This window comes from Streptomyces orinoci (assembly GCF_003121295.1).
GTDB lineage: Bacteria > Actinomycetota > Actinomycetes > Streptomycetales > Streptomycetaceae > Streptomyces > Streptomyces orinoci.
The window spans coordinates 1-14,108 of record NZ_PHNC01000020.1; the positions used below are offsets into that span (position 1 = coordinate 1).

The following is a 14,108-nucleotide window of genomic DNA, read 5'->3' on the forward strand; positions in this document are numbered from 1 at the left end:
GGCGGGCGGTGGCGGCGCCGAAGCCGCCCAGTCCGCCGGTGACCAGATAGCAGGCCCTCGGGTCCAGCCGGAGCACGCCGGGCTCACGGTGCAGCGGCGGGGCGGCGGCAAGCGAGATCACCACCTTGCCGATATGGCGGGAGTGCTGGAGCGCCTGGTAGCCATCGGCCACCCGCTGTGCCGGGTAGACATGGTGGGCGATGGGGCGGTGGACCTTCTCCCGCACCCGCTCGGTGATCTCGGCGAACTCGGCGGCCACGGCGGCCGGTTGCTGCCGGGCCAGCTGGGCCAGGTCGGCGGCGCAGAAGGTGAGGTTGTTGAGGAAGGGACCCAGGGGAAGGCGGTTGTCGGCATAGAGGTCCCGTTTGCCGAGTTCGACAAAGCGGCCGCCGGGCCGGAGCACCTCCAGTCCCCGGCTGATGGCCTCGCCCGCCAGGGAGTTGAGCACCACATCGACGCCGCGGCCGCCGGTGAGCTCCCGGATCCGGTCGGCAAAGCCCAGGCTGCGGGAGTCCAGGACATGCCGGACGCCCAGCAGGCGCAGCAGTTCGCGTTTGGCGGGGGTGCCCGCGGTGGCGATGACCTGGGCACCGGCCTGCCGGACATAGTGCACGGCGGCCAGTCCCACGCCGCCGGCGCCGCCGTGCACCAGTACGGTCTCGCCGGGGGCCAGCCGGGCCAGGTGGTGCAGGGCGTGGTGGACGGTGAGCAGGACCACCGGCAGGGTGGCGGCCGCGGTGAAGTCCAGCTCGCCGGGGATGCGGCCGACGGTGGCCGCGGGCAGCGCCACATGGGAGCGCAGGGTGCCCGAGCCGAAGCCGAACACCCGGTCGCCGACGGCCAGTTGGGAGACCTTGGCGCCGACCGCGGTGACCACTCCGGCGCACTCCATGCCGGCCCGCTGCCCGCCGTCCTCCGGGTCCAGCGGTACGGACCCCAGGGCCTGGAGGACGTCCCGGTAGTTGAGGCCGGCCGCGCGGACCTCGACCACCACCTCCCCGGGGCCGGGTTCGGGCACCGGGCCGGGGACCCAGTCCAGCCGGTAGCCGCGGCCGGGCTCGCTCACCCGCAGGGCGTACGCCGGCGCCTGGGCGGCGGGCGGGGGCGCGGACCCGGCGCGGACCCGGGGGACAAACCGTCCGGCGGCGCCGAGCAGGATCTCGTCCTCCTCATCGGGGTGGATGAGTTCGGCGGCCAGCCGGTCGGCGTCGTGCTCCACCCGGTCGGTGGGCTCCAGGGACACCCGGCGGACCCGGATGTCGGGGTGTTCGGCGGCCAGGCAGCGGGCCACGCCCCAGGCGGCGGCCAGCGCCGGGGCGGCGGGGGGTTCGGGGTCGGGCAGGGCACCGGTGGGCGGGGTGACCAGCCAGAGAGTGAGGCCGGTGCGGGATCCGGCGGCCACCGCCAGGGCGCGCAGCAGCGCGGTGTGGCCCACCGGGTCGCCGGTGCCCAGCAGCAGGACCACATTCAGCTCTCCAGGGTCCCTGGCCAGCAGGGTGGACCAGTAGTCGGCCTCGGTGCCGGTGGCGATGTGGCGCACCCGGCCGCCGGCCGCCGCCAGCCGTTCTCCGGTCACCGAGGCCAGGGCGGCCCGGGACGGCTCGGCGGCGATCAGCCAGCCGCCGGAGAGTTCCGGCTGTGCGGCGGCCGGGCGGGCGCGTTCCGGCCGTCCGGCCAGCAGTACGGTGCCGGCGGCCGGTTCGCCGAGGACGGCCGCATCCCGCCAGCCGCCCTCCGCCAGCAGCCGCCGCCAGCCCTCCGTGTCCGGCAGCGGCCCGTCGGGGCGGGCGGTGGTGTCCTCGCGTTCCCAGAAGGCGGGCGGCAGGGCGGTGAGCAGGGCGAGCACCGCCGGGTCCGGCGGGGTTACGGCCAGCAACTGCCCGCCGTCGTCCAGCAGTCGGGCCAGATGGTCCAGGGCGCGGGGCAGATGGCGGCTCGCGGTGAGCGAGCCCACCGCGATCACCAGGTCGAAGTCGCCCTCACTCCAGCCCTGTTGGGCCGGGTCACGGTCGGGGTCCAGAACCCGGTAGTCCATGAAGTCGTAGTCGGCGAAGCGGCGTTGGGCGCCGGGGAAGCCGGCGTTGGAGCGGTCGGCGAAGACATAGCGGGTACGGTCCGGCAGCAGCGGCAGCAGATGGGAGGTGGCGCCGCCGGTGCCGGCGCCCACTTCCAGGACGCGCAGCGGCCGGCCGGCGGGCCAGCGGCGGACCAGTTCGGCGAGCACGGTGGCGGCGGCCCGGTTGGCGTAGCGGCTGGTGCAGCCGTCGGTGCGCAGCTCCTGGAGCAGATGGCGGTTGGTCTCGGCGGCCAGCAGCTCGGCCGGGTCGCGGTGGCCGCGCAGCACCTCCACCAGTTGCACGGTGACGGCGGCGAGCAGGGCCAGTTCCACGCCGAGGCCGGGACATTCCTCGGCGGCCGCCCGGAAGCGTTCCAGCGGTGCGGCCCGGCGGGTCAGGCGCCAGCCCTGGTCCATGGGCTCGGCCAGGCCATGGGCGTGTGCGGTGCGCAGCAGCAGCTCCAGCAGTTCGCCATAGCCGGGGGCGGCGGGCAGTTCGGCGACGGTGAAGGTGCCGGTGCGGCCGTCGCCCAGCAGGGCGGCCACCGCGGCCGCGCCGAAGTGGGCGGTCAGTTCGCGCAGCCGGGCCAGGGCCCGGTGGTCCGTCTCGATGGCGCCCAATGGTCCGGCGCAGGCCAGGGCGGTCTGCGCGGGCGGGGGCAGTGGGGCGGGGGTGCGGGCGGGTCCGGGGCGGGGGGCGGCGCGGGCGACGGTGGTGTACGCCAGGCCGTGGCGGGCCCGCTGGTCGAACCGGCGCAGCCGGCAGCCCTCCAGGGTCAGGCAGACCAGTCCATTGGGGGCCAGCACGGTGATGTCCCACAGGGCCTCGCGTGTGGAGCGGGCGCGGGAGCGGACATGGATATGGCCGCCGGCCGGCATCCGCCGCCAGGCGCGCAGGCGTTCCACGGCCACCGGAAGGAAGGGCACTCCGTCCTCGGTGATGTCCTCCAGCAGCACCGCGCCGGCCTGCAGGGCGCCGTCCAGCAGCGCGGGGTGGGCCTCATAGCCGTCCAGGGCGGTGTGCGCGGCGGCGTACTCGGCCAGCACCTCGCCGTCGCCGACCCGCAGCCCGCGCAGCACCTGGAAGGCGGGGCCGTAGTGCAGGCCGTTGCGGCGGGTGAGCCGGTAGTGCTCCTCGGCGGTGCGGCGGCGGGGCAGTCCGGCGGTGATCCGTTCCAGGTCGGCGAGCTGGGGCACCGGTGCGTACAGCCGGCGCAGCCGGGCGCGGGCGTGCTGCTGCCAGGGGGCGCCGGGCTCGCTGCGGCCGGCGATCTGGATCAGGCCGTCGTCGGCGGACAGCGCGGTCTGCAGCTCGACCTGACGGTCTTCCTCGTCGAAGGGCAGTACCAGGGGTGTGGGCACGGTGAGCTGGGTGAGTTCCATGGCGGCGTCGATGACCCGGCGTCCGGCGGCCAGCATCATCTCGGCATAGCCGGCGGCGGGCATCACGGCGGTGCCGCCGATGCGGTGGTCGCTGAGGTAGGGCGCCCGGGCGGGGTCGAAGGGGCCGTGCCAGACGGGTTCGGCGACCGCGGCCCGTTCGCCGAGCAGGGGGTGGTCCACGGTGCCGTCGCCACAGCCGCCGGCCCAGGCGGCGGGGTCGCCGTTCCAGTGGTTCTCGCGCTGCCAGGGGTAGTTGGGCAGGTCCACCACCCGGCCGGGGCGGGGGAAGTGGGTCCGGTGGTCATGGCGTACGCCGCCGGCCAGCAGCCGGGCGGCGGCGTGGTGCACGGCCTGTTGTCCGGGGGCGTCCCTGGAGAGGGTGGGCAGCACCAGGGCGGGCGGCCGGGCGTCGGCGGTCAGCCGCCTGAGGTAGCCGCAGAGCACCGGGTGCGGGCCGATCTCCAGGTACATATCGCAGCCCAGGCCGGTGAGTTGGCGCACGGCGGGGGCGAACAGCACCGGGCGGCGCAGATTGTCCCACCAGTAACGGGCGCCCAGTTCGGTGCCGGAGAGCATGGTGCCGGTGGTGGCGGAGGCGTAAGGGACCTCGGCGCGGCGGGCCTTGAGGTCGGTGAGGTCGGCCAGCAGGCTCTCCTCCAGGCCGTCCATGGCGCGGCTGTGGAAGGCGTAGTCCAGGGCGAGCCGGCGGAAGAACAGCCCCTCGCGGGCGCAGTGTTCGCCGAGTTCGGCCAGGGAGTGCCGGTCACCGCTGATGGTCACGTCCTGGGCGCTGTTGATGCCCGCGATCTCCAGCCGGCCCTGGTGGGGCTCCAGCAGCCGCTGGGCGTGGGCGGGGTCGGCGCCCAGGGCGGCCATGCCCCAGTCGCCCGCGGTGCCGGCCTGGGCGCGGGAGCGGGCCACCACCACCCGGGCCGCGCCGGCCAGGTCCAGGGCGCCGGCCGCCCAGGCGGCGGCCATCTCGCCGGAGCTGTGTCCGGTCACCGCGGCCGGGGTGATGCCCTGGGCCCGCAGCATGGCCACCAGGCCCACCTGGACGGCGAACAGCAGGGGCTGGGCCACATCGGTGGTGTCCGGCCTGCCGGGGGTGGCCAGTTCCTGGTGTACCGACCAGCCGAGCAGCGGGCGCAGCACGGTGTCCGCCTCGGCCACGGCGGTGCGGAAGTCCCCGTCCTCTGCCAGGAGTTCGGCGCCCATGCCGGTCCACTGGGAGCCGTTGCCGGAGAAGACGAAGGCCACCGAGCCGCGTTCGGCGGCCGGGGTCACCGCGGCGGGTCCGGCATCGGCCAGCTCGCCCAGCCGCCGGGCGGCGGCGGCCGGGTCCGGGGCCAGTACCGCGATCCGCTTCTCATGGCGGCCCCGGCGGCGGGTGGTGGTGTACGCCAGGTCGTAGAACTCCTCGGGCGGGCAGCCGTGCAGCCGGGCGGCCAGCCGGCGGGCGGCCTCGGCGGCGGCCTCCTCGGTACGGCCGGAAACCAGCACCGGCAGGGCCCGGTGGCCGGGCGGCTGGGCGGGCCCGGTCGCCGGGGGCGGGGAGGCCAGCACCACATGGGCGTTGGCGCCGCCGAAGCCGAAGGAGTTCACCCCGGCCACCGCCCGGCCGTCGGCGGTGGGCTCCAGCGGGCGGGTCTCGGTGGCCGGGGCCAGGCCCAGCGCCCGGAAGTCGATGGCCGGGTTCAGCGGCAGCGCGTACAGATTTCCGGGCAGCCGGCGGTGGCGCAGCACCTGCATGGTCTTCAGCAGTCCGGCCATCCCGGAGGCCGGTTCCAGATGGCCCAGGTGGCTCTTGACCGAGCCCACCGGCAACGGCCGGCCCGAGGTGCGCCGGCTGCCCAGGGCCCGGCCGACCGCGCCGCACTCCACCGGGTCGCCCACCGGGGTGCCGGTGCCGTGCATCTCCACATAGACCAGCTCGTCCGGCTCGATTCCGGCGGCGGAGTAGACCTCGCGCAGCAGGGCCTCCTGGGCCTCGGGACTGGGCTGGGCCAGGCCGGGGGTGCGTCCGTCGGTGTTGACACCGCTGCCCAGGATGACGGCCTGCACCCGGTCGCCGTCGGCCAGCGCCGCGGCCAGGGGTTTGAGCACCACCAGGCCGCCGCCCTCGGCCCTTACATAGCCGTCTGCCTCGGCGGAGAAGGGGCGGCAGCGGCCGGTGGGCGAGAGCATGGAGGCCTTGGCGAAGCCGATGAACTCAAAGGGGCTGAGCAGGACATTGACGCCGGCGGCCAGGGCGAGTTCGCTGCGGCCGGTGCGCAGCGCCTCGCAGGCGTGGTGCAGGGCCACCAGGGAGGAGGAGCAGGCGGTGTCCACGGCCAGGCTGGGTCCGCGCAGGTCGAGGAAGTACGAGACCCGGTTGGCGATATTGCAGGCGGCGCCGCCGGTCATGGTGTAGGCGTTGGCCGAGCGGGGGTCGAGGCCCTGGAGCAAGGCGAAGGACTGGCTGGAGGCGCCCGCGTAGACGGCGGTCCGGGAGCCGGCCAGGGTGGCGGGGTCGATGCCGGCGCTGTCCAGGGCCTCGACGGCGAGTTCCAGCATCAGCCGCTGCTGGGGGTCCATGCGCCCGGCCTCGCGGGGCGACAGACCGAAATAGCCGGCGTCGAAGCCTCGTACATCGTCCAGGAAGCCGCCGGCCATGCAGTAGCTCTTGCCCGGGCGCCGGGGGTCCGGGTCCAGCCAGCGGGCCGCGTCAAAGCGGTCGGGCGGCACTTCTCCCGTCAGGTCCCGGCCCGCGCACAGGGCTTGCCAGAGTTCGTCCGGGCTGCTGATGCCGCCGGGGAGCCGGCAGGCGGCACCGACGATGGCGATGGCCCCGGAGCCCGCATCACATGACGACACCATGGAAAGACTCCTCACGGTGGAATGCCGGTATTTCGCTCTCAGGGGCTCATGCTAGGGGCGACTGTCGGAATATTCGGCCGCATGTCCGCAAGAAGGCACGGACAGCCCAAAGAACTTGGCGCTCCAGCAACCCGGGGAATCGGTACCTCCATGAAAAGTATTTCCGCACAAGACATTCAGGTTCCGGCGCTGCCGGGCGTGCTGACGGTTCCGGTTCTGGGCCGTGGGCCGCTGCCCGACCCCTCGGCTTTTGTGGCGCCGACCGCCGTGCTGGTGGGCCCGGTGGTGCTGGCCGCCCGGTCCAGCGTCTGGTACCACGCGGTGCTGCGGGCGGACGGCGACGAGATCCGGCTGGGCGAGTCCAGCAATGTGCAGGACGGGGTGGTGGTGCACAGCGATCCCGGGTTCGCCGTGCGCATCGGCGCCCGGGTGAGCGTGGGTCACCAGGCCACCCTGCATGGCTGTGTGGTGGAGGACGATGTGCTGGTGGGCCTGGGGGCCAGGGTGCTGAACGGGGCGCGGATCGGGGCGCTGAGCATTGTGGCGGCGGGCACCGTGGTGCCGGAGGGGCGCGAGGTGCCGCCGCGTTCCCTGGTGGCCGGACCGCACGGGGCCGTGGTGCGGCAGGTGACCGAGGAGGACATCGCCCTGATCGACACCCATGCCCAGAACTACCTGGGCCTGGCCGGCCTGCACCGATCTTCCCTGGCGCCCGGGGCTGCGACAGGATGACGGCGGGCCGGTCACCGTCGAGGAGGAGGGCCGATGCGCGTCGCGCTGTTCGTCACCTGCGTCAATGACACGCTCCGTCCGCGCACCGGGCGGGCCACGGTGGCGGTGCTGGAACGCCTGGGCGTCACCGTGGACTTCCCCATGGGGCAGAGCTGTTGCGGCCAGCCCTTTCTCAGCACCGGCTATCGCGGCCGCACCGGGCCGCTGGTGCGCCGGTATCTGGAGGCGTTCGGCGGTTACCAGCACATTGTCACGCCGTCCGCTTCCTGTGCCGCCATGGTCCGTGAGCAATTCCCGCGGCTGGCCGGTGAGACGGCAGCCGGGGTGGCCTCCCGGACTTTCGAACTGACCGAATTCCTGGTCGATGTGCTGGGGGTGACGGACGTCGGCGCGTATTTCCCTTATCCGGTCGCTTACCACCCCACCTGTCATGGGCTGCGCGTCCTGGGACTGGGTAACAGACCACGGCGGCTGCTGGAATGCGTAAAGGGGCTGGAATTGCGGGAGTTGGCGGGTGCGGAGGAATGCTGTGGATTCGGCGGCACCTTCTCGGTGAAGAATCCCGCGGTGTCCGCCGCCATGGGGGCCGACAAGGCGCGGGCCGTCACCGCCGCCGGGGCGAGCGCGGTATGCGCGGTGGACAACTCCTGTCTGCTGCATATCGGCGGCACCCTGGCCCGCCAGGGGTCGGCGGTGCGCCCGGTGCATCTGGCGGAGATCCTGGCCAGCACGGAAGGGGAGGTGTGGTGAAAACCCAGCTGGGCATGCCCGCCTTTCCCGAGGCCGCCGGCCGCTCCACCCGGGACCTCAGGCTGCGGGCCAATCTGCGGCATGCCACCGGACTGATCCGCGAGCGGCGGGCGGCGGCGGTGGCCGAACTGGCGGACTGGGAGCGGCTGCGGGCAGCGGCCGCCGCCGTCAAGGACCGCACCCTGCGCCATCTCGACCACTATCTGCTGCGGCTGGAGGAACGGGTCACCGCCGCGGGCGGCACCGTGCACTGGGCGGCCGACGCCGAGGAGGCCAACCGCATCGTCACCGGACTGGTACGGGCCACCGGCGAACGCGAGGTGGTCAAGGTCAAGTCCATGGCCACCCAGGAGATCGGGCTGAACGAGGCCCTGGCCCGGGCGGGCATCCGGGCCTATGAGACCGATCTGGCCGAACTGATTGTGCAGCTGGCCGACGACACCCCCTCCCACCTCCTGGTGCCCGCCGTGCACCGCAACCGCGGTGAGATCCGGGACATCTTCCGTGAGCGGATGGGGCATTGGGGCCGCCCGGCACCCAAGGGGCTGGGCGACCGGCCCGCCGAACTGGCCGAGGCCGCCCGGCTGCATCTGCGGGAGAAGTTCCTGCGGGCCAAAGTCGCCGTCTCCGGCGCCAACTTCATGGTCGCCGAGACGGGCACCCTGGTGGTGGTGGAATCCGAGGGCAACGGCCGGATGTGCCTCACCCTGCCCGAGACACTGATCTCGGTGGTGGGCATCGAGAAGACCGTGCCCACCTGGCAGGACCTGGAAATCTATCTGCAACTGCTGCCGCGCTCCTCCACCGCCGAGCGGATGAACCCCTATACCTCGCTATGGACCGGCACCACCGAGGGCGACGGCCCGCGCCACTTCCATCTGGTGCTGCTGGACAACGGGCGCACCGACACCCTGGCCGACCAGGTGGGCCGGCAGGCCCTGCGCTGCATCCGCTGCTCGGCCTGCCTCAATGTCTGCCCGGTCTATGAACGGGCCGGCGGCCATGCCTATGGCTCGCCCTACCCGGGGCCCATCGGCGCCATCCTCACCCCGCAACTGCGCGGCCTGGCCTCGCCGTTGGAGGAGTCGCTGCCCTTCGCCTCCACACTCTGCGGAGCCTGCTACGAGGTGTGCCCGGTGGCCATCGACATCCCCGAGGTGCTGCTGCATCTACGGGCCCGGGTGGCCGAGGGCGGCGAGGCCACCCTGCGGGGCACCCGCACGGTGATCAGGCCCGCCCGAAGGCACACCCTGGAACGGACGGTGATGGACGCCGCCGCCTGGGCGCTGGACCGCCCCGGGGTGCTGCGCCGGGGCCAGCGCCTGGCGGCCCGTACCCGCCGGCTGCATCCCCGGCGGCTGCCCGGGCCCGGCCGGGCCTGGACCGAGAGCCGCGAACTGCCCGAGGTACCACCGGAGTCGTTCCGCGACTGGTGGGCGCGCACCCGGGGCGGTGGCCGGTGAACGGCTATGGCAGCCGGGAGCGGATCCTGGCCCGGGTACGGCGGGCACTGGCGGACGTCCCCGCCCATGAGCGGCCCGCCGACCACCCCGTCCCCCGCGACTACGCCGCCGTGCACGGCACCCGGACACCCGAGGAAACCGTGGAACTGCTGGCCGCCAATCTGGCCGACTACCGCGCCCGGGTGCACCGTACGGACACCGCGGGCCTGCCCGCGCTGCTGGCCGGGCTGCTGGCCCGGCGCGGTGCGCGGCGGGTGGTGGTTCCCGCCGGGCTGCCGCCCCAGTGGCTTTCCCGGGCGGTGGTGGAGCCGGTCACCGACTCCCCCGCGCTGACCCACCGGGACCTGGACGCCATGGACAGCGTGGTCACCGGCTGCGCCCTGGCCATCGCGGAGACCGGCACCGTGGTCCTGGACGCCGGCCCGGACCAGGGGCGGCGCCGGATCACCCTGATCCCCGACCACCATCTGTGTGTGGTGCGCCTCCCCGACCAGGTGGTGGACTCGGTGCCGCAGGCCCTGCGCCGGCTGGACCCGCTGCGGCCGCTGACCTGGATCTCGGGCCCCTCGGCAACCAGCGATATCGAACTGGACCGGGTCGAAGGGGTCCATGGGCCGCGCACCCTGGAGGTGCTGCTGGTCAACCCCTGAGGGTGACCCTGTGGTTCGCGCCTGCGCGGGATGTGCCGGCCAAGCCGGGCCACCGGCTGATGGCCGAGGCAGTGGATCTCGCCGTGCTCGGACCGTCCCAAGGAGGCACCCTCTATCCCACCGTGGCCAGTTGGGCGTCCCGGCGCAGCAGGGCGGCATAGCGCCCGTCCTGCGCCAGCAGTTGCTCATGGGTGCCGGATTCGGCGATCCGCCCGGCGTCCAGGACCACGATCTGGTCGGCGTCGCGGATGGTGGAGAGCCGGTGGGCGATGGTGATGGTGGTGCGGCCCGCGGAGAGAGCGTCAATGGCCTGCTGGACGGCGTACTCGGTGCGGGTGTCCAGGGCGGAGGTCGCCTCGTCCAGGATGAGGATGGGCGGGTTGCGCAGGATGGTGCGGGCGATGGCCAGCCGCTGCTTCTCGCCGCCGGAGAAGCGGTGGCCCCGCTCGCCGACCAGGGTGTCATAGCCCTGGGGCAGGGCGTCGATATGGTCATGGATCTGGGCCGCCCGGGCCGCGGCCCGGATTTCCTCATCGGTGGCCTCCGGCTTGGCGAAGCGCAGATTGTCGGCCACCGAGGCATGGAAGAGATAGGTCTCCTGGGAGACCACCCCGACCGCCCGGGAGAGGCTGTCGAAGTCCAGCCGGCGCACATCCACTCCGTCGATCAGCACCCGCCCGCCGGTGACGTCATAGAGCCGGGGCACCAGCTGGCTCAGGGTGCTCTTGCCGGATCCGGTGGGCCCGACCACGGCCAGGCTGCCGCCGGCCGGCACGGCCAGATCGATCCCGGTGAGGGTGGGCGGGACGGAGCCCTCGGGGTCATAGCTGAACTCCACCTGTTCGAAGCGGACTTCGCCCCTGATCCGCTCCAGCCGCACCGGCCGCTCCGGTTCGGTGATCTCCACCGGGAGGTCCAGGTACTCGAAGATGCGCTGGAAGAGGGCGAGCGAGCTCTGGATGTCCACCCCGGTGCTCAGCAGGCTCACGGTGGGCCGCAGCAGGCCCTGTTGGAGGGAGACAAAGGCCACCAGGGTGCCCAGGGAGAGCCCCGGCCCGCCAAAGGCCAGGGCCATTCCCCCGGACCAGTAGAGGACGGCGGGCATGGCGGTCATCACAATGCCGATCACGGACATCCGCCAGCGGCCTGCCGTCCCGGCCCTTACCTCCAGCCCGGCCAGCCGCTCGGACTCCTCGGTGAACCGGGCGGTCAGCGAGTCGGCCCGGCCCATGGTGCGGCCCAGCAGGATGCCGCTGACCGAGAGCGACTCGGTGACCATGGTGGCCATCGCGGCAAGTTGCTTCTGCCGCTGGGAGGTTATCCTCTTGCGCTCCCGGCCCACCCGGTGGCTCAGCCAGGCGAACAGCGGCAGGAGCAGCAGCGAGACCGCGGTCAGCCGCCAGTCCAGGGCGAGCATCGCGGCAATGGTGGCCACCACACTGGTGAGATTGGAGACCAGCGAGGTGGCGGTGGAGGTCACGGTGGACTGCATCCCGCCGATGTCATTGGCGATCCTTGACTGGATCTCCCCGGAGCGGGTGCGGGTGAAGAAGGCCAGCGGCATGCTCTGCAGCCGGGCGTAGACCGCGGTGCGCAGATCGTGCATCACCCGCTGGCCCACGGTGGTGGAGATCAGCGTCTGGAGCACTCCGAAGACGCTGTTGACCACGGCGGCGCCGATCATCCCCAGGGCGAGCAGGGTGAGCAGCCCGGTGCGGTGCCGGGGGATGGCGGTGTCCAGCATCTCGCGCAGCAGGAACGGCGAGGCCAGGCCGACCAGCGAGGAGGCGGCCACCAGCCCGCCCACCAGGGCCAGTCGGCCCCGGTAGGGGCGGAACAGCCGGAAGATCCGGCGGACTTGGGCGGGTTGCCCGGTATCAGCGGGGGTCGGTAGAGAGTCGGTGGAATCGCGGCGCATGGCTCCTTCAGTGTGGTCGGGCTCGGCCGGGAAGGCCGCAACGGGACGGAGGCGGGCTTGGCACGCTCGGGGGCGGACCCTCCGAGCAACCCAACCAAGCAGAGCATAGCTCATTGTTACCTACGCTCACAATGCACTTCGTCCGATATCCTGGGCCCATGACCGCCCCCGACCCGTCCACGACCATGGCCGACCCCTCCGCCCAGGTGGCCGAGCAGCTGCTGCGGCTGACCCGCAAGCTCCAGCGCGCCCAGAAGCGCTATCTGGACCCGATCGGGATCACCCCCGCCCAGGCCCGGCTGCTGCGCGCGCTGTCCCATCACGACCGGGAGAGCGGCCCGCCGCGGATGGCGGATCTGGCCGGGCGCCTGGAGGTCGTCCCCCGGGCGGTCACCACCCTGGTGGACGCCCTGGAGGCGAATGGCGCGGTGCGCCGGGTGCCGGATCCGGTCAACCGCCGGGTGATCCGGGTGGAGCTCACCGAGGAGGGCCGGCAGACCCTCCGGGCGCTGCGCGAGGCGCGCCGCGGAGCAGTGGAGGAGATCCTGGCGCCGCTGACCGCCGAGCGCCGTGCGGCACTCGGCGGCCTGCTGGCCGAACTACTGGGCGGCGGCCCGGCACCGTGCGGGGATTAGGGCGCCGCCCCGCATCAGCAGCCCGAGCGGTCCTCGGTCAGCTGTCCTTGCACACTGACCAGGCTGCGGTCGTAGCACACCCCGGCCCCCCGCAGCTGGTACCGCTCCCGGGAAACCCCCTTCGCATGCCGCTGCTCCCGCGGCACGTTCTGCACATAGGACGCGTTACCGGCATAGGTGTCGTCCAGCCGGCTCCAGCCGAGCCGCTTCCCCGCCCGTACCGTGTCCATATCCGCCCGGTCGCCCATGGTCAGCACGGTCCGCAGCCGGTTGTCCGGATTGACGGTGGTCACCCCTTCCATGCGGTACTCGCGTCGAGTGGTGCTCACCGTGGCCGGTCCATGGCCCGCGACGGTGACCGTCTCGTCGTCGTTCCAGCGGGCCCGCAGACCGTCCGTGTTCTCGCCGTCCCTCCAGCGGTGCAGTGAGGTGTCGGTGACCCGACGGCTGACCGTGGTGGTGACGCGACCGTGCGAGGTCTTCAGATACCCGGCGACGGTCAGGGTGTGCTCGGCGTCGGCGGTCACCCGGTGCGGGGTGCCGGCCTGGTAGGCGGTGGTGTGCCGCGGGGTCTCCTCCCGGTACCCGGTGAGCCCGCCGGTGACCACGGCCGACTTGGCGTCCTGCCAGACCAGGACGTTGACCGGGGTGTCCCAGCCGCTCTGCCCCTTGGGTACCCCGGCCACCGACACCGATATCCGGTGCGGCTTCCCATCGTTCAACTGCCCGGCGAAGGGGGTGAGATCGAACTCCACCGGCTTGACGTCAAAGGCCCGCGGGCCGGGGATGACGTACCACAGGAAGGGGTTGGACCAGCCGCCGGTCCATACCGTCGGGTACGGGGCGGCGATCCCGGCGAGCCGGCCGTCCACCGAGACCCGCACCTCACGGTGCGGCCCGTACTGGGACTTGCAGGAGTAGGGCGCCTGCTCGGGCGCCGCCAGATACCAGAACTCCTCGCAGCCGCCGCCGGATCCGGTGGCATAGACCTCGGCCAGAATCCGCTCGGTGTTCCGCGGAGTGCTCAACTTCCCCTCGTACACCGCCCCTTCACTGTGCGCCCCGTCCAGGGTGAGCACCCGGTCCGGGGTGCGGGCGGCCGGGGTCCGGCCCCCGGCGGCATAGAAGGTCAGGGTGGCCTTGACCTTGATGACCCCGGTATAGGTGGCGTTCACCACATTGCCGATCAGCATCTCCACCGGCTGGTTGGAGCGCAGCACCGGCGCATAGCGGGTGACGTCCTTCTCCATATGCCAGGCCACGCCCTTGGGTGAGGGCTCGGGGGTGGAGGTGCGCAGCACTTCCACCCCGCCGATGTGCAGATAGCCGAGCCTGTCGTACTGCCGCCCGGCCACCGAGCCGTCCAGCCGCAGCACCACCTTGCTCCAGTGGTCGCCGCAGCCCCGGGGCGGGGTGTAGGTGGCGCGATAGGGGGTGTAGTCGCGGAATTCGGTCTGGGCGACGGTGACTTGGCAGGAGTGGGTGTGGGGTACGGACACCGGCGGGGCCGCGGTGACCGGGTCGTGCCAGGAAGTGCCGAACTCGGCGGGCGGCGGGGGCGCGGCGGCCGCCGGGTGGACGCCCAGGGCCAGCCCCAGGGCCATGGCGCTCAGTGCGATCAACAGTCGTCTCATGCGCCAGGAGTGAAGCGCGTTGCGCCGCGCC

The 14,108-nt window shown here is 73.1% G+C and carries 8 protein-coding genes; 5 read left to right on the forward strand and 3 right to left on the reverse strand.

Features of this window, described 5'->3' with window-relative positions; translation table 11 throughout:
- Positions 1 to 6,295, reverse strand: a 6,295-nt coding sequence (locus tag CV755_RS13825; RefSeq protein ID WP_109280532.1) for a type I polyketide synthase, incomplete at its 3' end; no start/stop codon positions are given.
- A 150-nt stretch (positions 6,296 to 6,445) separates the two neighbouring features.
- Here CV755_RS13825 and CV755_RS13830 point away from each other — a divergent pair.
- The 4 genes from CV755_RS13830 to CV755_RS13845 are packed head-to-tail and all read left to right on the forward strand — an operon-like array spanning position 6,446 to position 9,890.
- Positions 6,446 to 7,027 (forward strand): gamma carbonic anhydrase family protein, encoded by a 582-nt coding sequence (locus tag CV755_RS13830; RefSeq protein ID WP_109280533.1) that lies wholly within the window; start codon positions 6,446 to 6,448, stop codon positions 7,025 to 7,027.
- Between the two features lie 33 nt (positions 7,028 to 7,060).
- Complete coding sequence (locus CV755_RS13835) at positions 7,061 to 7,777, forward strand: (Fe-S)-binding protein (protein ID WP_109280534.1); 717 nt, start codon at positions 7,061 to 7,063, stop codon at positions 7,775 to 7,777.
- Positions 7,771 to 9,240, forward strand: coding sequence for a lactate utilization protein B (locus tag CV755_RS13840; RefSeq protein WP_109280535.1), 1,470 nt, complete (start codon positions 7,771 to 7,773; stop codon positions 9,238 to 9,240). The genes CV755_RS13835 and CV755_RS13840 overlap by 7 nt, the downstream gene beginning before the upstream one ends.
- Positions 9,210 to 9,890: a LutC/YkgG family protein gene (locus tag CV755_RS13845; protein WP_241561197.1), complete on the forward strand. Its 681-nt coding sequence runs from the start codon at positions 9,210 to 9,212 to the stop codon at positions 9,888 to 9,890. The genes CV755_RS13840 and CV755_RS13845 overlap by 31 nt, the downstream gene beginning before the upstream one ends.
- A gap of 112 nt (positions 9,891 to 10,002) precedes the next feature.
- On the opposite strand, the gene CV755_RS13850 is transcribed toward CV755_RS13845, so the two are convergent.
- On the reverse strand, positions 10,003 to 11,808 hold the full coding sequence (locus CV755_RS13850; RefSeq protein ID WP_109280536.1) for an ABC transporter ATP-binding protein: 1,806 nt from the start codon (positions 11,806 to 11,808) through the stop codon (positions 10,003 to 10,005).
- Between the two features lie 158 nt (positions 11,809 to 11,966).
- On the opposite strand from CV755_RS13850, the gene CV755_RS13855 reads away from it, so the two are divergent.
- Complete coding sequence (locus tag CV755_RS13855) at positions 11,967 to 12,443, forward strand: MarR family winged helix-turn-helix transcriptional regulator (RefSeq protein WP_241561198.1); 477 nt, start codon at positions 11,967 to 11,969, stop codon at positions 12,441 to 12,443.
- A gap of 14 nt (positions 12,444 to 12,457) precedes the next feature.
- Here the strand turns inward: CV755_RS13855 and CV755_RS13860 are convergent, their stop codons facing one another.
- Positions 12,458 to 14,077: a peptide-N4-asparagine amidase gene (locus tag CV755_RS13860; protein WP_193553403.1), complete on the reverse strand. Its 1,620-nt coding sequence runs from the start codon at positions 14,075 to 14,077 to the stop codon at positions 12,458 to 12,460.
- Between the last annotated feature and the right edge of the window lie 31 nt (positions 14,078 to 14,108).

What these genes read in the sequence shown, in the direction of transcription:
- CV755_RS13855 (WP_241561198.1), top strand. Translation starts at nt 11,967, where the DNA reads ATGACCGCCCCCGACCCGTCCACGACCATGGCCGACCCCTCCGCCCAG.
- CV755_RS13835 (WP_109280534.1), top strand. Translation starts at nt 7,061, where the DNA reads ATGCGCGTCGCGCTGTTCGTCACCTGCGTCAATGACACGCTCCGTCCG.
- CV755_RS13860 (WP_193553403.1), bottom strand. Translation starts at nt 14,077, where the DNA reads ATGAGACGACTGTTGATCGCACTGAGCGCCATGGCCCTGGGGCTGGCC.
- CV755_RS13850 (WP_109280536.1), bottom strand. Translation starts at nt 11,808, where the DNA reads ATGCGCCGCGATTCCACCGACTCTCTACCGACCCCCGCTGATACCGGG.
- CV755_RS13830 (WP_109280533.1), top strand. Translation starts at nt 6,446, where the DNA reads ATGAAAAGTATTTCCGCACAAGACATTCAGGTTCCGGCGCTGCCGGGC.